Origin of the sequence: Okeania sp. KiyG1, from assembly GCF_014132355.1 — a bacterium.
Classification (GTDB): Bacteria; Cyanobacteriota; Cyanobacteriia; order Cyanobacteriales; family Microcoleaceae; genus Okeania.
The window spans coordinates 14284-36805 of sequence record NZ_BLZO01000079.1 but is presented as its reverse complement, the minus strand read 5'-3'; the positions used below and the strand labels follow the sequence as shown (position 1 = coordinate 36805).

Here is a 22522-nt window from a genome sequence, read left to right as displayed (position 1 = left end):
CCATATTATATTTTTAACCTTATTCAATTAGTATTAATGCTGATCAGCACTAACAATATATTTTCCTAAAAGTTCTATTTGAGTATAGTTTCTGATGATTTGAACTTATGCACTCAAAATATTTTGTATAATCTGTATAAGTTACCAAAAAATGAAGTCCAAAGCCTCCCCTTTCAAGGGGATGAAAAGCGGAGCTTCCCGTAGGGTGGGATGCTGATGTCCCCTCAACATATCCAATCGACCAAGAAAGAATAAATTTTATTATTTCAAGCCTCTGGGTTTCCTAGGTCACGCTGCGAAACAGCCAGAGGTAACTGATAACTGATAACTGATAACTGATAACTGAAATGACCCCTGATATATGATTCCTGAGAAATATGACTATTAAGCTAGACAAGATTATTGTTATTGATATTGAAGCTACCTGTTGGCAAGAACATTCCCCACCAGAACAAGAAAGCGAAATAATTGAAATTGGGATTTGTATTGTTGATGTAGCTAGAGCGAAACCTATTGAAAAAGAAAGTATTTTAGTCAGACCAGAATGTTCCCAAATTAGTGAATTTTGTACCCAACTTACAACTTTAACTCAAGCAGAAGTTGACCGAGGAATTACTTTTTCCGAAGCTTGTTTCAAACTACGGAAAAAATATGAATCTTTAGAACGAGTCTGGGCAAGTTGGGGCAATTACGACAAAAATATGTTTGAGAAACAATGTTTATCTAGAAACATAAAATATCCTTTTGGCATTAGACATATTAATGTAAAAAATTTGTTTGCTCTGGTTCATGCTTTACCCAAAGAAGTAGGGATGGCAAATGCTTTAAAATTATTAGATATTCCCTTGGAAGGAACTCATCATAGAGGTGCAGATGATGCTTGGAATATTAGCAAAATATTAGGAAAATTACTTTTACAAGGTAGGTTCAACAATTGATAATGAACAATGGATAATGGATAATTACCTATCCTTAAAACGGTTCTTGATTGAACTTAAGGAAAATATTTTATTTTTATTTTCTTCATAAATGTAGTAGATTTATAGTAGGAACGTTCTATGGAACTTCCCTACTACGAATTTAACTTCTGACTTCTGAGTTCTAATTTCTGACTTCTGCTAAAACACCATTCAAGAAAATATCAGCTAACCCCTCTGCCATTTCCTGCATTGCTTGGGGGGTAGCATCAGGTTCTAATAAAGTTTGTTGACTAAAACCTGCGATCGCAAACATTCCTAAAAATACCCGCGCTACAATTTTCGGGTTCATCTGACGATATACACCCCGCTCCATTGCTGTTGTAAAAAAAGCCTCTGTTACGTCAGTCATTTTCTCAATAACTTCCGATTGAATTTTATCCCTCAACTCTGGATGAAATTGTGCTTCCAAGAAACAAACCTTCATCATATCAGTATTTGGTCGCATATTCAACATCCGTCGGCGCATCACTTGTGCCACAGCTTTATAACTAGACATCTCACTTAATTCTGTTAATAAATCTGTGAGAATTTCTACCCAACCCTCCGTAGCTAACTCAATCAAAATCGCTTTTTTATTAGTAAAATGACGAAACAAAGTACCTTCTGCAACTCCTGCCTTTTTCGCCAAATCTCGAATCGTAGTACCATCATATCCAGATTTAGCAAACAATTTTTGAGCTGCTTGTAATATCTTAGTTCGTGTTTGTATCTCCGAAGTTGGCAACTTAGTTAAAACTTTCATAATAGTTAAAAATTTTATGTTACTTTAACCATTTGTAGCCTTATAATTTGGCAATTTAAGCATTAATTAACAAAGATTTTATGTAAGCATTTCCTGCGGAATGCGGAGCTAACAGCACCTCAGCACTTCAGCTTTATAGAATTGAAATAGCTGACCGCTGACCGCTGACTGCTGACTGCTATTTTGTATAATCGAAAAAGTTGCACCCTACGCTAATATTCGCAAAATCTCAGACTTCAGAATATAATCCTAATTGTCGCCCAATCAAAAATTCAATTACCTATGCAGATATGTCCAAATAGCATTGCTATGTGGAAGTCAAAATTTCAAATTCTTAAAGGTAAACTCAAAATAGAACTATTTACAGAAAGCTCTGAGATAAAATCTACTCAACTCGAAGGATTAAATTTTTAATATTTATGCAAACTTTCTTACCAGCTTGGTGTAAAAAAATAATTACCGAAAAATTTAGGTATAAAGCCTCTCCATTCATGAAGAAAAAAGAAGAAAAATCCTTTGCTTCAATCCTCTTATTTATAAGAAGAGGTAATTCTAAATTCTTAATTCTAAATTCTAAATTCTTGAATGCTAGCTTTGAATTGGCCCAACTACGAAAGCGATCGCTCAACTTATGTCTTTGCTTGATTACCATCAGTTTGTTTTGGTTTGGGCTTCCCGCAAATGTGGCCTTAGCACGGGAATCTACTCCTGACCAAAAAATATCAATTAAGCCTTACCTAGACCGAGTAATCAAAAAAGTAACAGAATTTCGCCTCGACAATGGCATGAAATTCATCGTATTGGAAAGGCATAATGCCCCAGTTATATCTTTTTCTATTTATGCTGATGTTGGTGGGGCGAACGAACCGGACGGTCAAACAGGTGTGGCCCATTACCTAGAACATCTAGCTTTTAAAGGTACAAAAAAAATCGGTACAAAAGATTATCAAGCTGAAAAACAAACTTTAGAGAAACTAGATAAGATATTTGCAGAAATTCAAACAGCTAGTGCCAATCAAAAAACCGAACAAGTCACCCAACTTTTAACAGAATTTGAAGCAACTCAAAAGTTGGCATCTCAATATGTAAATCAAAATGAATTCTCCAAAATAGTCCAACAAGCAGGAGGAGTAGGAATGAATGCTGCCACCTCCGCAGACTACACCCTATACTTCTACAGTTTACCTGCCAATAAACTAGAATTATGGATGTCCTTAGAGTCAGAAAGATTTTTGGAACCAGTATTTAGAGAATTTTATAAAGAAAAACAAGTAATTCTCGAAGAGAGGCGCTCGCGCACAGAAAATTCACCCGTTGCCCAACTGTTGGAAAAGTTTTTAATTAAAGCTTTCCAAGTTCATCCTTACCGTCGCCCTGTTATTGGTTATCAAGAAGATATCGAAAATTTAAGCAGAGAAAACGTGCGTGACTTTTTTGATACTCATTATGTTCCCAGTAACTTAACAGTAGGGATAGTTGGAGATGTCGATCCCAAAGAAGTCAAAAAATTAGCAAAAATTTACTTCGGTCGCTACGAAACTAGAGAAAAACCACCACAACTTAATATTGTCGAACCTCCCCAAACTGAACCAGGGGAAGTAACAATGAAATTGCAATCTCAACCTTGGTATATAGAAGGTTATCACCGACCTGCAACAAATCATCCCGACAATGTAGTTTATCAAATGATTACTAGCATCTTGAGTGATGGTCGTACTTCTCGCCTCTATCAGTCATTAGTTGAGAAACAGCAAATAGCTCTGGTAGCAAGAGGAGCTGGTAGTTATCCAGGAGATAAATATCCACATCTGATGCTATTTTATGCCATGACTGCTCCAAATAGTAATGTAGATGAAGTCGGAGCAGCTTTGCAGACAGAAATTGAAAAATTGAAAACAGAGCCAGTTTCTCAGCAAGAATTAGAAAGGGTGAAAACTCAAGCACGGGCAGGTTTATTGCGCTCTCTTGACTCTAATACGGGAATGGTTTCTGCTCTGTTGAGCTACGAAGTTAAAACTGGTTCGTGGCAAAATCTGTTTAAAGAATTAGATGCCATTAATGCAGTAACCACAGAAGATATTATGCGTGTGGCTAAAAAAACTTTCGTTGCCAACAACCGTACTATTGGCAGACTACTTCCCAAGTGAAGTCAAAAGTCAAAAGTCAAAAGTGAACAGGACTTACGCACCAAGCGTCATATCTAGTAGGGGCGAATGGCATTCGCCCTCTATTCCCTATTCCCTGTTCCCTATTCCCTGTTCCCTATTCCCTATTCCCTATTCCGGCGTTGCTGAATTGAAGTATGAATGTGCGATTGTTTTGTTCTCGCCTTCGCCCCCGCGCATCCCCCAATCTTGGGGGACTTTTAGGGTTTTATTCCCCCCCAATGGGTGGGGGGCTAGGGGGGCAAAATCATACCCATAATCAGCAACGCCCCTATTCCCTATTCCCTATTCCCTATTCCCTATTCCCTATTCCCTTTCATACCAAAACAAACAATGCTTTCTAACTACAAAAGAAAACTTACTAAATCCAAAATTTTCATCACAGCATTTTTAGCCGTAGTAATGCTGTTAGCTATATTAGGGCAAATACCAGCCATAGCTCTAGCTCCAGCCAAACATTATACCGAACTAGAATTTCCCCCACTACCAGAATTAGAACTACCGGAGTACACTCGCTTTAAACTGGATAATGGCATCGTTGTCTATCTCATGGAAGACCATGAATTACCCCTAATAGGTGGTAGAGCAATATTCCGGACAGGTTCAAGATTTGAACCCGAAGATAAAACAGGGTTAGCAGACTTAACTGGTACTGTCATGCGTACAGGTGGTACAACTCAACATTCTCCTGACAAAATAAATCAAATACTCGAACAAAAAGCAGCAGTAGTAGAAACAGGAATCGGCAGTACTGCTGGTATTGCCAGGTTTAGTTGCCTGACTGAAGATTTGACAGAAGTATTTGGATTATTTACCGAAGTAATTCGCGAACCCGTATTTGCTCCAGCAAAACTAGAGTTTGCCAAACAACAATGGCAAGGTGCAATTGCTCGTCGGAATGACGACCCTGAATCTATTGTTGGTCGCGAGTTCCAAAAATTGATTTATGGGACAGAAAGTCCTTATGCTCGAACTGTTGAATATGAAACCCTCAACAATATTTCCCAGTCAGATTTAATTGATTTCTATGCCAAATATTTCCATCCTGAGAATATGATTTTGGGAGTAGTAGGAGATTTTCAGACCAAACAAATGCGATCGCTCATTACAGAGCAATTTGGCAACTGGCAACCAAGTATTAAAGCAGTGAAACCTCCTCTACCAAATGTTAGTCAAGCTCAAGTCGGTGATATGTTTTTTATTGACCAACCTCAGCTAACTCAAAGTTATGTACAAATGGGTCACTTAGGCGGAAAATTAGATAATCCTGATTATACAGCTTTGAGCGTCATGAATGAGGTACTTAATGGTTTGGGGGGACGCTTGTTTAATAATATTCGATCGCGTCAAGGTTTAGCTTATTCAGTTTCTGCTTATTGGAGTCCTAACTATGATTATCCAGGGGTATTTATCGCTGGGGGTGAAACTCGTTCGGATGCAACTGTGCCATTTATCACATCTGTTAATAAAGAAATTGAACGTATTCGCACTCAACCTATTACAAAAGAGGAACTCACCCATGCCAAAGATTCAACTCTCAACTCATTTATTTTCAACTTTCAAGACCCAGCTCAAACTTTATCCCGTTTAATGAGATATGAATATTATGATTATCCTAAAGATTTCATTTTCCGTTATCGCCAGGAAATAGAAAATATTACTGTTGAAGATGTGCAAAGAGTAGCTCAAAAATATTTGCAACCAGATAAAATTGTAACTTTAGTGGTGGGCAACAAAGAAGCAATTCAACCACCTCTGAGTAGTCTCGGAAACGATCTGAAAATTACTTCAATAGATATCACAATTCCAGAACCTAGTTAATTGAAGTAGTAGTCAGTAGGTTGGGTTAAGCGTATCTCGCAACCCAACATCAACCAAAATAATCAGTAGTTAGTAGGTTGGGTTAAGTGGCAGCGCAACCCAACATCAACCAAAATAATCAGTAGTTAGTAGGTTGGGTTAAGCGTATCTCGCAACCCAACATCAACCAAAATAATACTTTTATATTTGGTTAGCGATCGCTAAGAAAAACTGACATCATGTTGGGTTTCTCTGCGCTCAACCCAACCTACAAAATTAACTGACATCATGTTGGGTTTCTCTGCGCTCAACCCAACCTACAAAATTAACTGACATCATGTTGGGTTTCTCTGCGCTCAACCCAACCTACAAAATTAACAAATATTATTTGAACTTTATGGAATATCGTCGGGCAAAAACACCAGGAGCAACCTATTTTTTTACAGTAGTGACATACAACCGCCAGAAAATTTTGTGCGAACCGGAAAACATAGATTTACTACGAAAAGCTTTTCGATATGTGATGCAAAAACATCCATTTAAAATAGATGCTATTGTCATCTTGCCAGACCATATTCATTCTCTTTGGACGTTACCTGAAAATGATGCAAACTTTTCTACTCGTTGGCGGTTAATTAAAAGTTATTTTAGTCGTCAATGCCATTCTCAATATCAGGGAAAAATTTCAACATCTCGACAAAATAAAGGAGAAAAAGCTGTTTGGCAACGTAGGTTTTGGGAACATCAAATTCAAAGCGATCCCGATTTTGCTAATCATGTCGAATATATTCATTATAATCCAGTACATCATAGATTAGTAACTGCTCCGTCATATTGGGAATACTCTAGTTTTCATCGTTATGTAAAAGCGGGAATTTATGACCAAATGTGGGGGTCTTCAGAAAAGCTGATTTTTGACAGCAATATTGGCAGAGAATAAAAAGTAGGTTGGGTTAAGCGCACTTCGCAACCCAACAAAAACCAAGATAATAAGATAAAAAGTAGGTTGGGTTAAGCGACAGCGCAACCCAACAAAAATAGTGTGAGTAGGTTGGGTTAAGCGACAGCGCAACCCAACAAACCAAGATAATAACATAATACAGCTCTTTCGATAGCGTAGCTCCCCTGGAGGGGAAACATGATATAAGTCCCGATCAAATTACTCTAATACTAGAAACTTGATATCAAAAACGAAGCCATTATCGCAGTCTGTAGCTCGACGTATATCCATTAAGGAACGACGGCAAAACAAACGTTGCAACCAACGATCGCCTGTCTGAGAAATAGCAGCACGTCCGTGGAGACATTTACTATTATCAAATAAAAGCATATCTCCTCGCTCCAATATTATTGCTTGACTAACGTAGGGCAAAACATCGATCAAAGCATCGACTGCAGTTTTTGCTTCCTTAGTTATACTCTTGATTGCATAGAGCTTTGCTGCTATTTCTAATTCGCCATTGTGATTTTCTGTAACTAGGGGACGCAACTCACTTTGAATTACTTTTCCATTCCACAAGTTAAAAGACCCTGGCAGTTCAACTCGAAACAGAGGTTGCTGTAGGAGGTGTCGGTGACGCGGACTAAGTTCTGCGAATGCTTTGTTGAGTTCTGCAATATAGGTAGGTGTATTTGAATCATGATTAATCCTAGTAAAAACAGAAACTCTGGACGATAACATCGCTTCAAGATAGCCTCATCTGTGTGATAACCTAATGAGACGGAACCTTCATTTGAGAGCGATCGCTCTTTACCGGGGACTGGTGTAATTTCTTGCACTAGCACTCCTTTTTCTTGTTTATAAGCTAGTGGTAGTAAACCACTGACAGCGCTAATACCGAGCAAAATTTTCTCACTAATGTCAGTAGTTTTGTGCTGAGGACGTTTGCCATCAACTGGTGGTTTACCTAGTTTCTCGTCTATTGGTAAATTATGAATGACTAAAAAAGGTAAACCGTGAGGTTTGGTTAGTTGCTTGAAGCTTTGCAAAATCTCTTCTGGTAATAGTTGTTGAATAATTTGACCTAGTTGCTGGAGCTTTTCTTCTGTGATATTTTCCAAGTCTAGGGGAATTTTTGACAATTCTGCTTGTAATGCTTGGTTTGTTTCTGCGGGTATTTGATGCTGTAAAAAATCTTTCATATTGATTGGCGATTGTGTGTTTTCTTTGTTGGAAAATTTTTTGGCAAGTTGATGTTCGTTCATTGGTTTATCTCTGGATTCAACTGATACTAATTTAGCCTGGTTTGCAGCGGGATGTCATTAGTTTGAAATAACTATTTTGGGCTTTAAATTAAATCAAATTGAATCAAATTAAATTCACTTAAATCCTGTTAAATTACACAAAATTACAGCAAATAGCAGTAAATAGCTAATCTCCTTTCAGGAGTTTTTTTATGGAAATTATGTTGATATAATTGTTATTAGTTATATAGGTTATTTCAGTTATCAGTACCTCTGGTTTATGCTGGAGGTTTGAGACGTTAACTGCTATTCCATACCGACCAACTTTTAATCTGTAGCGGTTCTTTAATTTGTGAAGTACAGTTTTATATCCCCCCGCTGCCCTGAGAAAGGGGGGAGCCAACAAAAAGTCTCCCTTTCCAAGGGGGATTTAGGGGGATTGTAAATGTACCTCATAACTGTAGGAATTGCTATATCTATTCTTTGGAGCTAATATGCAGATTACAAAATTACACTCAGAGTTTATCAGTGAAATTGCGGATGGTTTATTTCCAAGAGAAAATGGTAATCCCACAGTTCAAGGGGAATTTTTCAAGTTAAGATATCATCCAGATAATTATCGTTTAGAAAATAAGAATGGCAATGACAAGGAAGAAGCAGAGAAAACAAGTATTTGTCAAATTTTGAAAACTCAAGGATGGGGAAATTTAACAAGTACGATTCAAAGAATATCTAGCCAAGTTAGAGATTGTCTGTTGGTTGAATATTCAGAGGTAATTATGGCAGATATAGGAGAAGAAAAAGTTAATTTCATCAAAAATCCAGGCCGGGGTAAGGATTTTTGGAAAAGTCTTTATCAATGGTTATGGGATTATCAATTTCCTCGGTGGGTTGAGGTGAATTTTTTGCCATGTTTAGAAAAGCAGGCAGATAAAAATAGGGATTGGATTAATTTTGCAGATGATGTGGCAGAAGTAGATAAATTACATATTCCTGAAGTAGCTGATAATAAACCCTTAAAGCTGAGTTTAGAAAAGCCTTATTGGGCATTTATTAATTTGCCCGAATCTGATGGTTATTTACTGTTGTTAAATCAGGGAGTTGTGAGTCGGTGTGTGGTTTGCCCTTCTCAAGCTTTTGCTATTAATTATGAGTTGGAAAAAATTCGGCTTTTGCCACAAAAAGAAAGTTTGACTTATCAGTTAGGATGTCGGTTTACTTTTAACGAAGTAGGAGTAGAAAAATTTGTAGCGATCGCTCTCGAAAAACCTCTAGATTTAGAATGGTTAAAACCTAATGAGGAAGAGATAGCACCAGATTTGAATCCCGAAAGAATGCAGGATTTATGGAAAGAATTGGAAAAGCAAAATAACTGGCGGGTTTATGCTCAGGAAGTTGAAGTAGTGGGATAATATATTTGAACAGTTTATTAATGGATAAGAGAAAATTATGCGGGATTTTAAGAAGAAAATAGTTACTGATGAAACTATGCGGCCTGTAGCAGTTTTGATTGATTATGAAGACTGGCAAGAAATTGAAAAGTTGTTAGCTATTGCTCAGTTAAAAATAGAAGCAAAAAATGTGGATTTAGCTAAGTATGCAGGTACCATAAAACTTAGTATAGACCCTTTGGAATACCAACAACAAATTGAAGAAAAATGGACGAACAATTTAACTTTTTAATTGAGGTACTACAAGCAACTGCCGACAGTAACGGCGACCCCAAAGTTATCTACCCACTCTTGCAAGCAAACCTAGACAAACTCGACGATAACTTTGCTGATGTATTACGATACTGGGCAGCAGCTAAATTTTCGGAAGTAGAAACAGACACAGCAACGGTCATCGCCAGTACCATTTTTTATTTCAGCAACCGCCTCAGCAACTTCTCACTCGACAACAAAGGAAATAACATGGAAATCGCGATTGCTGGTTACGAAGCGGTGCTAAAAGTATTTACCCGCAAGAGTAATCAGGCAAATTGGGCAGCGACTCAAAACAATCTAGGCAATGCCTACAATAACAGAATTAGTGGCGACCGGGCACAGAATCTGGAAAATGCTATTGCTGCCTTTAATCTGGCTTTGGAAGTTTACACTAAAAAAGATTTCCCGAACAATTGGGCAAAAATTCAAAAAAATCTAGGCTATGCCTACAGAAATAGAATCAGAGGCGACCGGGCACAGAATCTGGAAAATGCTATTGCTGCATTTAATCTGGCTTTAGAAGTTTACACTAAAAAAGATTTCCCCGATGATTGGGTGGAGACTCAAAACAATCTGGGTCTTGCCTACAGAGACAGAATCAGTGGCGACCGGGCACAGAATCTGGAAAATGCTATTGCTGCATTTAATCTGGCTTTAGAAGTTTACACCAAAAAAGATTTCCCCGATGATTGGGTGGAGACTCAAAACAATCTGGGTCTTGCATACAGAAATAGAATCAGAGGCGACCGGGCACAGAATTTGGAAAATGCTATTGCTGCATTTAACCGGGCGTTGGAAGTTCACACTAAAAAAGATTTCTCTTATGATTGGGCAAGCACTCAAAACAATCTAGGTGTTGCCTACAATGAAAGAATCAGTGGCGACCGGGCACAGAATTTGGAAAATGCTATTGCTGCATTTAATCTGGCTTTAGAAGTTTACACCAAAAAAGATTTCCCAGATGAGTGGGCAACGACTCAAAATAATCTAGGTAATGCATACTGGAAAAGGATTAGAGGCGACCAGGCACAGAATCTAGAAAATGCTATTACTGCATTTAATCTGGCATTGGAAGTTCACACCAAAAAAGATTTTCCCGATGAGTGGGCAAGGATTCAACATAATTTAGGCAATGCCTACAGTGACAGAATCAGTGGTGACCGGGCACAGAATTTGGAAAATGCTATTGCTGCATTTAGCCAGGCATTGGAAGTTCACACCAAAAAAGATTTCCCAGATGAGTGGGCAAGCACTCAAAATAATCTAGGTAATGCATACTGGAAAAGGATTAGAGGCGACCAGTCACAGAATTTGGAAAATGCTATTGCTGCATTTAGCCAGGCGTTGGAAGTTCGTACCAAAAAAGACCTCCTCATCTATTGGGCAAGGACTCAAAATAATTTAGGCAATGCCTACAGAAATAGAATCAGAGGCAACCGGGCACAGAATTTGGAAAATGCTATTGCTGCATTTAACCGGGCGTTGGAAGTTCACACTAAAAAAGATTTCTCTTATGATTGGGCAAGCACTCAAAACAATCTAGGTGTTGCCTACAGTGACAGAATTAGAGGCGACCGATCACAGAATCTGGAAGATGCTATTGCTGCACATAATCTAGCGTTGGAAGTTCACACTAAAAAAGATTTCCCCTATGATTGGGCATTAACTCAAAATAATCTAGGCTATGCCTACAGTGACAGAATTAGAGGCGACCGATCACAGAATTTGGAAAATGCTATTGCTGCACATAATCTAGCGTTGGAAGTTCACACTAAAAAAGATTTCCCCTATGATTGGGCAAGGACTCAAAACAATCTAGGTGTTGCCTACAATGAAAGAATCAGAGGTGACCGGGCACAGAATCTGGAAAATGCTATTGCTGCATTTAATCTGGCATTGGAAGTTTACACCCCCGAAGCAGATCCGATTCAATGCCTCAATACTTCCAAGGGTCTAGGCAAACTCTACTTTAATGAAGGCAAATGGCGACCTGCCATTGCTGCCTACGAAAAAGCTATAACTGCAGTCGAACTTAGTCGCAGTTGGTCTCAAGATGACGATCGCCGCCAAAAAATCCTGGAAGATGCCATCGTAGTCTACCTAAATATCGTTCAATGCTTTGTCAACCTCAAGGAATACGATAAAGCGGTAGAATATGCCGAGCGTTCCCGCTCCCGCATGGTAGTAGAATTAATGGCAAGTAAATACCTTTACCCAAATGCCGAAATACCGCCTCAACTCCTAGAAGAATATTATCACCTGCAACAACTTCTATATAACCTCCGTCGCTCCACTTCCGACGATAGGAAACAACTTGCTACTGCAAATAGTCGGTTTGACCGTTGCGACAGTGGGATAGAGGCAGAGCAAAGATTGGCAGAAATTGAAGAAAAAGAGACAAAACGGCAACAAGTTTGGCGAGAGATTCGTGAGTATGATCCAGTATTGGCACGTCAGTTGCAGGTAGACCCCCTAAGTATTGATCAAATGCGAGAATTAATTAAGGACAAGGAGACCGCGATATTAAGTTTTTACACTACTAAAGATAATACTTATATATTTATCGTGGGTCGGCAGGATGTTCAACTTTTCACTTGCAAAAGTCAGGGTTTTGAGACGTTGCAAGACTGGATAGTCATAAACTGGTTAAATCCCTACGATGACTACAGAAATAATAAAAATCAAGAATGGCGTGAAAACATGGAAACATTTCTCCAACAACTCTCCCAAAGCTTGCAACTGAATCAACTTATTACCCAACATCTGAGCGGTATCAAAGAATTAATTATTGTGCCTCATCTAGCTCTACATCAAATTCCGTTTGCTGCTTTGCCTGTGGATGTCTCCCTGACTCCCGGTGGAGGAGAGATCCCCCCAACCCCCCTTACCAAGGGCAGGGCTAATTCATTGTCGCCAGAGAAAAATATTGAGGAGTACAAGTTTGGCCATATTGTCAAGTATTTCATAGTCTTTTCCCCTAAATTATCATACTTATACAGGAAAAATTTATGTCACAGACTCAGTCGCGATCGCTAATATCAGTCGCGATCGCCAATACCAGAACTATTGAAATCGAAAACTAGGGGGGAGTGAGGTTCTGTGTATGGGCCAATTTCAATTCTCAATGACTACAGTTCTAGATTTATAATCATCAGAAAAATCTGCTCCAAATCGTGAGCAATGGTACGAATCGCAGTAGTGAGGGAAGAATAACCATGAAGGCGACAGATAGCGATCGCCAACTGACGAATCACAGAAAAATTAGCAGCAGCTTGAGAGTGCCGAATTAGACTTGTGTCCTCTCGAAACACTACATCTTTAACCCAATGTAGTCGATTCTCAATTCCCCAATGTCCCTGAATTCCTACTGCAAATTCTGCTGCACTTAATTTCAGACTGCTAATGTAGTAAGCTGTTTGATAATAGTCAACACTTGCTCGTGTACCCTGACGCTCAACTCTAATCACAGACTTAATTCCTTCCCACTCAGAGCTAATTCCCAACAGATTATTAAACACAGACACTGTTCTACAAACCACACGATTTCTAGATCTATCTTCTGATATATCAACACTACTTGGTTGTGTTTGTTCAGTTGTTAGTTGTACTTGCTGGTACAGTTTTTTTTTGATTACCCTTGACTGCTATTGTGTAATGGTTACCTCTGTCAATGATTAACTTGACGGTTTTTTTTTGACAATGTAAAGCATCGCAACTAAAAACTACTCCTTCAAGGTTTAAACTAGCCAATATGGCTTGGACAACAGCAATTTCACTACTTTCTTCCCACGTGAAATTGTTCTATGGCTACAGGTACTCCTTGACAATTACTGAACACAGAAACAACATTGACAAAGTCTTGGTAAGAACCATAACAGTCACTGACAGTAGACCTAATACTCTTACCGTCCACTGCTAACCATTCGGCCTCTTGAATTGTTATTTGGTGTTGAGCCCATTGATTGAATACTTGAGCTAATTGAGCAAAATCAATTCTGGTCATAATTCGCCGAAATGTAGACTTCAGTTGGAAAACTCAAAGGCGATAGCTCTAGTTGTTGCTGTAATGCCAGATGATGACGACGAGCAAAATCTTCTAGGGCACAATAGGAGAAACAACCGCTCATTGTACCCATAATTACTAACAGTAATACTAACCATAATGGATAACGTCTCCCTCTAGCAGCTCGAAAATCTGGTAATTGGGCCAATATTTGTAATAAGTTCATTTCTATCTAAGCCCTAATATTGAGAATAGTTAGCTTAACTCAATACTTGACAACAATCATTGTACTCCTCAATATTTTTCTCTGGCGACAATGAATTAGCCCTGCCTTACCAAGGGGGGCTATGAAGATTCAGTCCTTGGTAAGGGGGGTGACGAAGATTCGGTCTCCCCCTTTTCAAGGGGGACGGAAGGGGGATCTGATTCAGTTTCCCCCTTTTTAAGGGGGACGGAAGGGGGATCGACAAGGGAATTTGAAAATACTCGACTCTCTATTCCCACTGGCAACAAAACTACCTCACCACCTGCCGACAAACCAAAAACACCCGAAACTAAACCCATCTATCTCAGCGATCTATTCCGCCTGCGAGTCATACCCAGTTGCCAAATACTTAGCTATTGCGACAACCGCAAGAAAAGCACTTACTCCCAAAAAATGGGTATTGTGGAAAACGCCACAGGCGACCTCATTTTCACCGGATACGAATGTCAAAACCTCGCCCAAATGTTCCAAGTCTCCAAACACCACCGCCTCCAATATCAACAAGCAACAGTCAACAACTACCGTCAACTCACAAAACAAGTACAGTTTCTCCATTCCAGTCATCACGCTAGCGCCGACTTAATAAACCCCCTAGACTCAAAACTACATTTATTTGATGGGGAAGTCACCCTTGGGGATCTGTTTACCTGGCGTTTACCAGAATTAACCGATGTCTTCCTCTCCTGTTGCGAAACCAATCTCACAGTCAGCAAAGCTAACGACGATATTCTAACTATTGCAGCAGGTTTCCTGAGTGCAGGCGCTCAGAGTGTAGTCAGTACATTATGGGCGGTGGATGATTTCGCAACAGCACTATTTTGTTTGTTTTATTATGAACATCGGCAAAACCCAGAATACACCCGCCCGCAAGCATTACACAAAGCTCAAACTGATTTGCGCAACTTGACAGGAAAACAACTTAATGATAAGTATCGGCAGCAACTAGAGGCGCATTTGCAGAATATTGAGACAGAGGAAAATAAAAAACTGGTTGTGAAAATGAAAAATAACCTGGCGTTGTTATGTGATAAAGACTATCCCTTTATTAACCCTTATTATTGGGCAGGTTTTGTTTCCGGTGGTTTACAGTAAGCTGTTCGCAGCAAAAAAGGGCGTTGCTAAATTGAAGGATGAATGTGCGATTGTTTGGTTCTGGTCAAGCCCCCTAAATACCCCAATTTTGGGGGACTTTTAGAGTTTTATTCCCCCCAATTTTGGGGGGCTAGGGGGGCTTGCATCATACCTAGAATCAGCAACGCCCAAAAAAGGTGGAAATTTGCCTCCAGATTCACCATCTCCCCACATTCCCCTCCTGGGAGGTTATATAGTATATGTTGATAATTCTATAATTACTTAAATATTTAATCTCCCCTACTCCCCCACTCCCCTACTCCCATACTCCCAACTATACAATAACTATTCAACCGGATTCTATATTAGGGGTGGGTCCCCATCTCCCCATTAGGATGATAGTCTTTGGGGGGTCTACCCATGCGATCGCAATCACTGACTGTAACAAAATCCATAGGGTACTTACCCCACAAGTACTTTATCCTTAGTTGTGTAACCCCATTTTTTCAAGTTGTCGATCTACCTCCAAATCTTAAGTTTTTCTCTGGTTTTTATGTACAACTACTGTTAAAACTTGATTTGGCGTAGTCATCATAATTTTATGTCTTGACAAACTTATGTAATCATGATTTCATATAACTCATATAGATAGTAGTTATAGCACGCTCTTAGTTTAGCTAAATATTTACAGAAGCCACAATATAAACTGAGTGAGAACAACAAAGCTCTGCCAAAACTAAAAGTCAAGATTTAACTACTCAACAACAAGCAATTCAAAATCAGTACTTAAGCACTATGAAAAATTTAAGTAATGTCAGGGAAAATTTAAATCCTATCAATAACAACACCTATGCGACAAGATTTTCATCTCCTCTCCCAGAACAACAAGAATTGTTGAAGAATTTAGAAAAAAGTATTGCTGAGTCTACAGAATTTTTCATTGGTTATCCACTCAATCTTAATTTTAATTACACCCCTCTGATACCTTTTTTTCAATATCTAATCAATAATTTAGGCGATCCGTGGGAGTCTGGATACTGGTATATTCAAGACAAAAATATTGAGCAACAATGTATTTCTTGGTTAGCTGAACTTTATCATCTAGAAGCAGAGTGGGGATACGTTACCAGTTGTGGTACGGAAGGAAATATCTATGGTATGTTTTTAGGTAGAGAGTTACTCCCTGATGCAATTCTCTACTCCTCGAAAGATACTCATTATTCCATTGCCAAAGCTGCCTGTATGTTGAAAATACCTCATGTAGTTATTAACTCTCAACCTAATGGGGAAATAGATTACGAACATCTCAAGCAAGAAATATCAAAACGAACAAATCATAGTGTTATTCTCAATCTCAATTTAGGCACCACAATGAGAGGAGCAGTGGATCGAATAGAACCAACAGTTGATATTTTAGAAAAGCTAAAAATTCCTTTTTATATTCATTGTGATGGTGCATTAGGAGGAATGTTATTACCTTTCATGGAAACAGCACCAAAAATTAGTTTTCAGGATTATCCCATTGGTAGTATTGCTGTTAGTGGTCATAAATTTTTTGGTTCTCCTATTCCTTATGGAATTGTTTTAACTCGTAAAATTTATACTGACAAAATCAAACATCAAATTGAATATATTGGCTGTAATGATACAACTATTACAGGTTCTCGTAGTGGACTTGCTTGCTTATTTCTTTGGTATGCTATTATGACCAGAGGTCAACAGTTTGCTGGAGAAGTTTCGACTTGTTTAGAAAATGCTCGGTATTTGTATAAACGTCTAGAAGAGATTGGGTACAAGCCTTTTTTAAATGATTTTTCAACTACGGTTGTATTTGACAAGCCATCAATCAAGATTTGTCAGAAGTGGCAATTAGCTACTCAGGGTTCTTTAGCTCATATTGTCGTGATGCAACATCTTTCTAAAATGAAAATTGACTTATTTATCGACGATTTGTTAGCTTAGTTTATATTTAATGAAGTTCATTGAATCAGTTACAGTTGCTCGTAGTTTTGCTCTAGCCCTAATATTAACTGGCTGGTTTCCCAATTACCGAATTTTTATGATGATTTATGTTTTTCTTTGGCGTTGCTGAGTTGTAATGATTCTTAGATTAAGTATCAACGCAAAACATAAGTTTTTCAATTTTATCTTCAGCTACTTACCATTATATTTCAGCAACGCCTTTTCTTTTGGGTTTAATACCCCGCCGTGTATAGGCTGTTTACAATTAGTTGGGGTTTGAGTCCCCATCAACCTTTTTCTTCTTCCTTCTTCCTTCTTCCTTCTTCCTTCTTCAACGCCTTTTCTTTTGGGTTTAATACCCCGCCGTGTATAGGGTGTTTACAATTAGTTGGGGTTTGAGTCCCCATCAACCTTTTTCTTCTTCCTTCTTCCTTCTTCCTTCTTCCTTCTTCAACGCCTTTTCTTTTGGGTTTAATACCCCGCCGTGTATAGGGTGTTTACAATTAGTTGGGGTTTGAGTCCCCATCAACCTTTTCCTTCTTCCTTCTGATGTAGTCGATGGGGATATCGCTATCCCTCACCTCTACTACAAAACCGTGCGTGAGAGTTTCCAGCTCACACGGCTCCTAACATTGCAGGATTATTCAAGGTTGGTTACACCTAATTTAGCACCTGTATTTCAAGGTTTGTCCACGTTTGTTGGCCTCGGTTTTCGCTGCTCTTCGGCTTTATGCCTGGAGATTTTCCTTGACAAGAGTCTCCTACTCTCGAATTGAGCCTACTCACCCCGGAGTTTGCGTTTTGGCTTGATACAATTTCAGTTTCACGGCTACCTGCAATGTCTCCCCACGTCTGCATATCCTGAACATTACTCCAGGCTTGCTTCGCAGGAGTTTCCTGATCCCTAAAAGACATTAGTTAAACTTTCCCTACTCAGTGGTCGAAAGCTGAGAGTCTCAAAGGGCTTACTTCGTTCCCTAGTATCATTTCTCGTTGCACTTAGGCTCCTAGTATCACCCGACCTCTAACTGGATGCGATAACGTCGAAGGACTACGTTACCAGTTGTGTGAGGCTTCCCATTTTGGGCTTGGTGTGTCAGGCTTAATTTCACCAATCGAAGGTAACGAGCGGTTATACTAGATTGACTGTGCGTTAACATGCATGCAACTTCCTTGGCCGTGATAACCAGACAAAACCTTCTAGTTTTACGGCTTTAAATCCATGCACCGAGAGACCAAGTTGTTACCTTGGAATCCTGAACTTCAGAGTCACTCTGCATCTCAGAGGGCAGGAATTCAACCTGCATGACTACTAGAGTTATCCCTAGTTTCGGGACTGGCCTAACTTACATAAAAGCTCATTAGGTCAAACGAACCGCACTCCTTCTTCCTTCTTCCTTCTTCAACGCCTTTTCTTTTGGGTTTAATACCCCGCCGTGTATAGGGTGTTTACAATTAGTTGGGGTTTGAGTCCCCATCAACCTTTTCCTTCTTCCTTCTTCAACGCCTTTTCTTTTGGGTTTAATACCCCGCCGTGTATAGGGTGTTTACAATTAGTTGGGGTTTGAGTCCCCATCAACCTTTTCCTTCTTCCTTCTTCCTTCTTCCTTCTTCCTTCTTCAACAAAGCCCGAGCGATCGCCTCTTCAGACAATTCTTCAACATTACTCAAAACCACTTTTGCCCCTGCCTCCAATAGTTTTGTACTATAAGTCTCTCGCCTTGTCTGACTTTCCTGCACATGGGGAGGCAACACACCCACCCCTACCCAACTTCTCGACGGCATTGCTAGACGAGCATTCTCCACCGTATACATATCTCCCACTGTATCGCCAGCATAAATCACAGGTAGATTTTCAGTTAAACCATGCTGTTTTTCCAATGTCTCCAATACTGCAAACAACCCAGTGGGGTCAGGTTTTCCCGGTCCATCCTCCATTGCCACCACTACAGGGGAACTCAACCCTAACTTACCCTCCAAAACATAAGCAATTTCTGCCCGCATTGCCCCACTAAAAAATCCCCAAGAAAATCCTGCTGCGGTCAGTCTCTGAAAATAATCAGAACTTACCAACAACGGTTCAGTACAAATATAACCAGTCCAATTATCTTCATTGGGACCTCGATAACGAGACTGAAAAAAAGCCACTAACTTTTGATAATCTAAACCAACATCCTCCCTTTTTTGACCTTGGCCTTCAAAATACCGATAAATTAACTCTTGTGAAGCCTCCCAGTCATTATTCCAAACACCCTCAGATTTTAGTTGGTCAATATCTGTCAAAGTGGGGCAAAAAGCGCCGGATGTAAAATGCTGTACCGTATCTACGATCGCCCGTCGATAAGACCCTCCAACATTCCGAATTACACCATCAATGTCAAAAACTAAAATTGCTTTGTCCATCACTCAATTTCCGTGGTACGATTAAATATTGTGCAAAGTTTTGAAATTAGCCTAATATTGGCTCTGGAGGTAAATTGTCCAAATTCATACTTAAAGTAGTTTGGTTAGAAGATAATGTAGCACTTGCGGTAGATCAAGTGGTAGGAAATGGTACTAGCCCCTTAACTTGTTACTTTTTCTGGCCTCGCAATGATGCTTGGGAAGAATTAAGAAAAGAAATAGAAGCCAAACATTGGATTAATGAATCTGACCGGGTGGATCTTCTCAATCAAGCGACTGAGGTAATTAACTACTGGCAAGAAGAGGGCAGAAGACGGCCATTTACAGAAGTTCAATCAAAATTTCCAGAAATAGTTCTTGGAGGCACTAATTAATTTAAGTAGGGAGTAGGGAGTAGGGAGTGGGGAGTGGGGAGTGGGGGAGTAGGGAGTAGAAAATATTTTTAACTACCGTACGAAAAAAACTGTAGAAAAATGAAACAGCTTTTATCTTGATATTGGATTAACCAATACTGGCGCTCTCGGCGCAGCTCACTATTCCCTCGGCAGTTAATGCCTCTGGGAATTTCTTTCTGATTATCGCATATACTGCCATTAATATCGGCATTGATCGCTTTACCTGTTGAACTTCTAAACAAACCCCGTTTTACTCGTTTTCCCACATACAATTCATGCTTACAGGGCAATTCCAGGTCAAGTGCAGAAGTTTTACTGGTGTAACAATCTTTCAGTTTCAATCACTTTAATTCCTGCTAACATACACTTATAAGTTATCTGTTTTACTAGCTGAGAATGAGGTATTTGAGTGAAATTTTGGTTGTTTTTTTTGCCTATATTTGTTCCTTGTTTCCAGTTATCATTTTGGCCTATAACTACAGTACCAATCTGATTACTCACTAAATAATTGACAACTAACTTGCTGGTGTTATGCAGGTAATTCTCCACAAAACGATTTCTATGATAACTCAATGCTTTAATCTTACGGCTGGTTTTTATGTTCCCTTTGAGATGGCTTTGGTACTTGGCTTTACGCTTATTATACAGTTGATTGACACTTTTTAGTGGCTTCCCATTAACCAGCAATGGTTTCACGCCAGGCTTGTAGGTTTGTTGCACTATGCTGTGACTAGCGATCGTGAGTTTATAGAAGTTCCTAAGTTTTTTAGGCTCTGTGAACATAGATTATCTAAACTTCAGGTGAGATTAGCTAAGAAATCAAAAGCTTTCTAAGGCATGGAAAATACTCAAGGGCAAAATAGCAAAACTGCACCAACTTATAGCTAGACAGCGACTGGACTGGCAATTCAAACTGGCTTACCATTTGTTCAGTGATGTGAGCGTAATTTTCGCGCGAAGATTTGCAGATATCAAATTTAGTCCGACGTTGCAAAGCTAAATTAGGTGATAATGCTCAATTCCTGCCCAATGGTCAATCAGCTAAGTCAGGACTAAATAAATCTTTACAGGATGCAGCCACTATCAATTTCTTGATGTTTTAGAGTATGTTGCCTGGAAGTTAGGTAAAAGAATTATCACGCGTAAACCCAAAAGGTACATCTCAACATTGTTGGGAATGCTTCAATAAAGTTCCTAAAAGCTTATCAGAGCGTTGGCATTCATGTCCTAAGTATCGTTGTTTTAAACAGTAAACGTCTACGAGAAACCGGGTTTGGGGGGTTCGCCTGCGTAAGTCCTGATCATGTCTCATTAAATAACTGTAATAAACAATCTTTACCCAACCTGGTAGGGACGTTCCATGGAACGTCCCTACATTGCGGTTAATTAATGTTACTTGATATAATAGAATATTTTAGGTCAAAATTGATGGGCTAAAATTACTGGTGTTGTAACAATAGAGTGATTCAAGAAAAAAAAATTTATTCTTGAGAGTAACTTTTTTTGTGCTAGATTCGGAGCTGTAAGATATTAAACAACTCACATGGGAGACCACTAATAAATATGAAACGAATACTAGCATGGGTCATGTCAGTGCTACTGGCATTTACCTGCGTAAATATTAGTCCAAATCAGGCGCTGGCGGCCGAAACAAACTTAGTCGTCAATGGTAGCTTTGAAACACCCGTAGTCACTAACTTTGTCGGCTTCAACAGGTCAATTACCGGGTGGGATTTATTTGCTGGCCCCACCATCGAAATTAATAATAAATTCATCACCCAGCCCTCAGATGGGTCACAGGTTGTAGAACTCGACAGCTTTGCAGTGAGTGGAATTTATCAGGATATTCCCACTGAAGCGGGCAAAACCTACAAACTCAGCTTTGCATTCAAGGCTAACCCTAACGCTTCTGAGAACAAGCTGAATGTCCGTTGGGGAGATACTGTAGTTGCCAATCTCAGTAAAACAGCAACTGATACAGAATGGGAGGTTTATGCCTACGACCTCAAAGCTACTAGCAATAACACCCGTCTAAGCTTTGATAATCTCAATGAGATATCCGATGCTGTGGGTACTTTCATTGATGCAGTGAGTCTGGTGGAAACTATTGCTCCGGATGCGCCCTGTGACGATGGTCCCAAAGCTAACTTGATTGACTTTAACTCTGCCGAGTCATTAAATGCAGCTGCTGAACCAATCTCTAGTGGTGTGGTTACGGTTTCATTTGAGGGCCTGAACGTCATTGAAGTAGGTTCCTCCAGGGGTGGATTTAGTGGCTCTGCTGGCCCAAACCAGGTCATCTCCTCCGATAGAGTCAATTTTAACGGTCGCTTTTTGACCGAACCAGGTGCGCGGGGTAGTCTTCGCGGATCTAACTATAGCAGGGTTATTGATTTTAGTCAGCCTGTAAATAATGTCTGTTTATTTGTTGCCGATATTGACTTTGGTCAAGGAATAACATTAGAAGTCTCGAACTCCAAGGGAGAAAGCCTCTACTCAAATTCTTTCCCAAGCTCAACTCGGGCAGATGCATCCTTAACTACTTTTGACTTGAGCAAGCTTGAGGGAGTTAAACGCATCGAGATGATTGGAAGCGATACTGTCGGAATCGACAATTTATCTTTTAATTAACTCCCCCGGCGGGAAGTCCCGCGCTGTAATTTTCAATGAGCGCGTCCTATGGGAAAGCCGGGCACTGATGTGTGTAGCTTGTCCTGATTTTTGATATAATAGCCAATGTAGATATAAAGGTCGATTCTAGGATGCTACTGAAGTATAAGTACAAGCTCAAGCCTCATAAAAGTCAAGGGGTTATTATTGCGGCGTTGGCTAGAATTGGCAAGAAT

At 39.5% G+C, this 22522-nt stretch carries 21 protein-coding genes; 12 read left to right on the top strand and 9 right to left on the bottom strand.

What is annotated here, in order from left to right; genetic code table 11:
• Window positions 1–377: 377 nt before the first annotated feature.
• Window positions 378–938, top strand: a complete 561-nt coding sequence (locus SAGCYANO_RS16845; RefSeq protein ID WP_202221128.1) for a 3'-5' exonuclease — start codon at window positions 378–380, stop codon at window positions 936–938.
• 163 nt (window positions 939–1101) lie between these two features.
• Here SAGCYANO_RS16845 and SAGCYANO_RS16840 read toward each other — a convergent pair whose 3' ends face one another.
• Complete coding sequence (locus SAGCYANO_RS16840) at window positions 1102–1722, bottom strand: TetR/AcrR family transcriptional regulator (RefSeq protein ID WP_202221127.1); 621 nt, start codon at window positions 1720–1722, stop codon at window positions 1102–1104.
• Between the two features lie 581 nt (window positions 1723–2303).
• Here SAGCYANO_RS16840 and SAGCYANO_RS16835 point away from each other — a divergent pair.
• The 3 genes from SAGCYANO_RS16835 to SAGCYANO_RS16825 all read left to right on the top strand — a co-directional run bounded on the left by SAGCYANO_RS16835 (window position 2304) and on the right by SAGCYANO_RS16825 (window position 6627).
• Window positions 2304–3869: a M16 family metallopeptidase gene (locus SAGCYANO_RS16835; protein WP_375339954.1), complete on the top strand. Its 1566-nt coding sequence runs from the start codon at window positions 2304–2306 to the stop codon at window positions 3867–3869.
• Between the two features lie 351 nt (window positions 3870–4220).
• Window positions 4221–5708, top strand: a complete 1488-nt coding sequence (locus SAGCYANO_RS16830) for a pitrilysin family protein (protein WP_202221125.1) — start codon at window positions 4221–4223, stop codon at window positions 5706–5708.
• A 316-nt stretch (window positions 5709–6024) separates the two neighbouring features.
• Window positions 6025–6627, top strand: a complete 603-nt coding sequence (locus tag SAGCYANO_RS16825) for a transposase (RefSeq protein ID WP_307785912.1) — start codon at window positions 6025–6027, stop codon at window positions 6625–6627.
• A 219-nt stretch (window positions 6628–6846) separates the two neighbouring features.
• Here SAGCYANO_RS16825 and SAGCYANO_RS16820 read toward each other — a convergent pair whose 3' ends face one another.
• Together SAGCYANO_RS16820 and SAGCYANO_RS44840 are read right to left on the bottom strand one after the other, a co-directional pair.
• Window positions 6847–7206: a TauD/TfdA family dioxygenase gene (locus tag SAGCYANO_RS16820; RefSeq protein ID WP_375339953.1), complete on the bottom strand. Its 360-nt coding sequence runs from the start codon at window positions 7204–7206 to the stop codon at window positions 6847–6849.
• The gene (locus SAGCYANO_RS44840) at window positions 7188–7892 is read right to left on the bottom strand and encodes a hypothetical protein (RefSeq protein WP_237396246.1); all 705 of its coding nucleotides are present in this window, start codon (window positions 7890–7892) and stop codon (window positions 7188–7190) included. Before SAGCYANO_RS44840 ends, SAGCYANO_RS16820 begins: the two co-directional genes overlap by 19 nt.
• Window positions 7893–8365: 473 nt before the next feature.
• Between SAGCYANO_RS44840 and SAGCYANO_RS16815 the strand changes: the two genes are divergently transcribed.
• Genes SAGCYANO_RS16815 through SAGCYANO_RS16805 form a run of 3 tightly spaced genes read left to right on the top strand, consistent with a single transcriptional unit; the run spans window position 8366 to window position 12613 of the window.
• Window positions 8366–9283: a hypothetical protein gene (locus tag SAGCYANO_RS16815; protein WP_202221123.1), complete on the top strand. Its 918-nt coding sequence runs from the start codon at window positions 8366–8368 to the stop codon at window positions 9281–9283.
• Between the two features lie 37 nt (window positions 9284–9320).
• Window positions 9321–9554: a hypothetical protein gene (locus SAGCYANO_RS16810; protein ID WP_202221122.1), complete on the top strand. Its 234-nt coding sequence runs from the start codon at window positions 9321–9323 to the stop codon at window positions 9552–9554.
• Entirely contained in the window at window positions 9530–12613 is a 3084-nt protein-coding gene (locus tag SAGCYANO_RS16805) for a tetratricopeptide repeat protein (protein WP_202221121.1), read from the top strand. The genes SAGCYANO_RS16810 and SAGCYANO_RS16805 overlap by 25 nt, the downstream gene beginning before the upstream one ends.
• Window positions 12614–12705: 92 nt before the next feature.
• Here SAGCYANO_RS16805 and SAGCYANO_RS16800 read toward each other — a convergent pair whose 3' ends face one another.
• The 3 genes from SAGCYANO_RS16800 to SAGCYANO_RS16785 all read right to left on the bottom strand — a co-directional run bounded on the left by SAGCYANO_RS16800 (window position 12706) and on the right by SAGCYANO_RS16785 (window position 13806).
• Window positions 12706–13197, bottom strand: a complete 492-nt coding sequence (locus SAGCYANO_RS16800) for an ISAs1 family transposase (RefSeq protein ID WP_255502477.1) — start codon at window positions 13195–13197, stop codon at window positions 12706–12708.
• A gap of 155 nt (window positions 13198–13352) precedes the next feature.
• Window positions 13353–13580 carry a hypothetical protein gene (locus tag SAGCYANO_RS16790; protein ID WP_202219317.1) on the bottom strand — a complete coding sequence of 76 codons (228 nt, stop codon included), beginning with the start codon at window positions 13578–13580 and terminating at the stop codon, window positions 13353–13355.
• Window positions 13567–13806 (bottom strand): transposase family protein, encoded by a 240-nt coding sequence (locus SAGCYANO_RS16785; protein WP_202219316.1) that lies wholly within the window; start codon window positions 13804–13806, stop codon window positions 13567–13569. The genes SAGCYANO_RS16790 and SAGCYANO_RS16785 overlap by 14 nt, the downstream gene beginning before the upstream one ends.
• A gap of 270 nt (window positions 13807–14076) precedes the next feature.
• On the opposite strand from SAGCYANO_RS16785, the gene SAGCYANO_RS16780 reads away from it, so the two are divergent.
• Window positions 14077–14937 (top strand): CHAT domain-containing protein, encoded by an 861-nt coding sequence (locus SAGCYANO_RS16780; RefSeq protein ID WP_202221161.1) that lies wholly within the window; start codon window positions 14077–14079, stop codon window positions 14935–14937.
• Between the two features lie 774 nt (window positions 14938–15711).
• The gene (locus SAGCYANO_RS16775) at window positions 15712–16878 is read left to right on the top strand and encodes a histidine decarboxylase (protein ID WP_202221120.1); all 1167 of its coding nucleotides are present in this window, start codon (window positions 15712–15714) and stop codon (window positions 16876–16878) included.
• 1575 nt (window positions 16879–18453) lie between these two features.
• Here the strand turns inward: SAGCYANO_RS16775 and SAGCYANO_RS16770 are convergent.
• Window positions 18454–19281: a TIGR01548 family HAD-type hydrolase gene (locus SAGCYANO_RS16770; protein WP_202221119.1), complete on the bottom strand. Its 828-nt coding sequence runs from the start codon at window positions 19279–19281 to the stop codon at window positions 18454–18456.
• A gap of 74 nt (window positions 19282–19355) precedes the next feature.
• Here SAGCYANO_RS16770 and SAGCYANO_RS16765 point away from each other — a divergent pair, with 74 nt between their 5' ends.
• Window positions 19356–19655 (top strand): 30S ribosomal protein PSRP-3, encoded by a 300-nt coding sequence (locus SAGCYANO_RS16765; protein ID WP_202221118.1) that lies wholly within the window; start codon window positions 19356–19358, stop codon window positions 19653–19655.
• A gap of 68 nt (window positions 19656–19723) precedes the next feature.
• On the opposite strand, the gene SAGCYANO_RS16760 is transcribed toward SAGCYANO_RS16765, so the two are convergent.
• Both SAGCYANO_RS16760 and SAGCYANO_RS16755 read right to left on the bottom strand, forming a co-directional pair.
• Window positions 19724–20017 (bottom strand): hypothetical protein, encoded by a 294-nt coding sequence (locus SAGCYANO_RS16760; protein WP_202221117.1) that lies wholly within the window; start codon window positions 20015–20017, stop codon window positions 19724–19726.
• Complete coding sequence (locus SAGCYANO_RS16755; RefSeq protein ID WP_202221116.1) at window positions 19989–20459, bottom strand: IS200/IS605 family accessory protein TnpB-related protein; 471 nt, start codon at window positions 20457–20459, stop codon at window positions 19989–19991. Before SAGCYANO_RS16755 ends, SAGCYANO_RS16760 begins: the two co-directional genes overlap by 29 nt.
• Before the next feature lie 179 nt (window positions 20460–20638).
• On the opposite strand from SAGCYANO_RS16755, the gene SAGCYANO_RS16750 reads away from it, so the two are divergent.
• Together SAGCYANO_RS16750 and SAGCYANO_RS16745 are read left to right on the top strand one after the other, a co-directional pair.
• Window positions 20639–20779 (top strand): hypothetical protein, encoded by a 141-nt coding sequence (locus SAGCYANO_RS16750; RefSeq protein WP_202221115.1) that lies wholly within the window; start codon window positions 20639–20641, stop codon window positions 20777–20779.
• A 460-nt stretch (window positions 20780–21239) separates the two neighbouring features.
• On the top strand, window positions 21240–22307 hold the full coding sequence (locus SAGCYANO_RS16745; protein ID WP_202221114.1) for a DUF642 domain-containing protein: 1068 nt from the start codon (window positions 21240–21242) through the stop codon (window positions 22305–22307).
• The last annotated feature ends 215 nt before the right edge of the window (window positions 22308–22522 follow it).

Coding starts and splice junctions, on each gene's coding strand:
- SAGCYANO_RS16845 (WP_202221128.1), top strand. CDS start 378: ATGACTATTAAGCTAGACAAGATTATTGTTATTGATATTGAAGCTACC.
- SAGCYANO_RS16840 (WP_202221127.1), bottom strand. CDS start 1,722: ATGAAAGTTTTAACTAAGTTGCCAACTTCGGAGATACAAACACGAACT.
- SAGCYANO_RS16830 (WP_202221125.1), top strand. CDS start 4,221: ATGCTTTCTAACTACAAAAGAAAACTTACTAAATCCAAAATTTTCATC.
- SAGCYANO_RS16825 (WP_307785912.1), top strand. CDS start 6,025: ATGTTGGGTTTCTCTGCGCTCAACCCAACCTACAAAATTAACAAATAT.
- SAGCYANO_RS44840 (WP_237396246.1), bottom strand. CDS start 7,892: ATGAACGAACATCAACTTGCCAAAAAATTTTCCAACAAAGAAAACACA.
- SAGCYANO_RS16815 (WP_202221123.1), top strand. CDS start 8,366: ATGCAGATTACAAAATTACACTCAGAGTTTATCAGTGAAATTGCGGAT.
- SAGCYANO_RS16810 (WP_202221122.1), top strand. CDS start 9,321: ATGCGGGATTTTAAGAAGAAAATAGTTACTGATGAAACTATGCGGCCT.
- SAGCYANO_RS16805 (WP_202221121.1), top strand. CDS start 9,530: ATGGACGAACAATTTAACTTTTTAATTGAGGTACTACAAGCAACTGCC.
- SAGCYANO_RS16790 (WP_202219317.1), bottom strand. CDS start 13,580: ATGACCAGAATTGATTTTGCTCAATTAGCTCAAGTATTCAATCAATGG.
- SAGCYANO_RS16785 (WP_202219316.1), bottom strand. CDS start 13,806: ATGAACTTATTACAAATATTGGCCCAATTACCAGATTTTCGAGCTGCT.
- SAGCYANO_RS16775 (WP_202221120.1), top strand. CDS start 15,712: ATGAAAAATTTAAGTAATGTCAGGGAAAATTTAAATCCTATCAATAAC.
- SAGCYANO_RS16770 (WP_202221119.1), bottom strand. CDS start 19,281: ATGGACAAAGCAATTTTAGTTTTTGACATTGATGGTGTAATTCGGAAT.
- SAGCYANO_RS16755 (WP_202221116.1), bottom strand. CDS start 20,459: ATGTTCACAGAGCCTAAAAAACTTAGGAACTTCTATAAACTCACGATC.
- SAGCYANO_RS16745 (WP_202221114.1), top strand. CDS start 21,240: ATGAAACGAATACTAGCATGGGTCATGTCAGTGCTACTGGCATTTACC.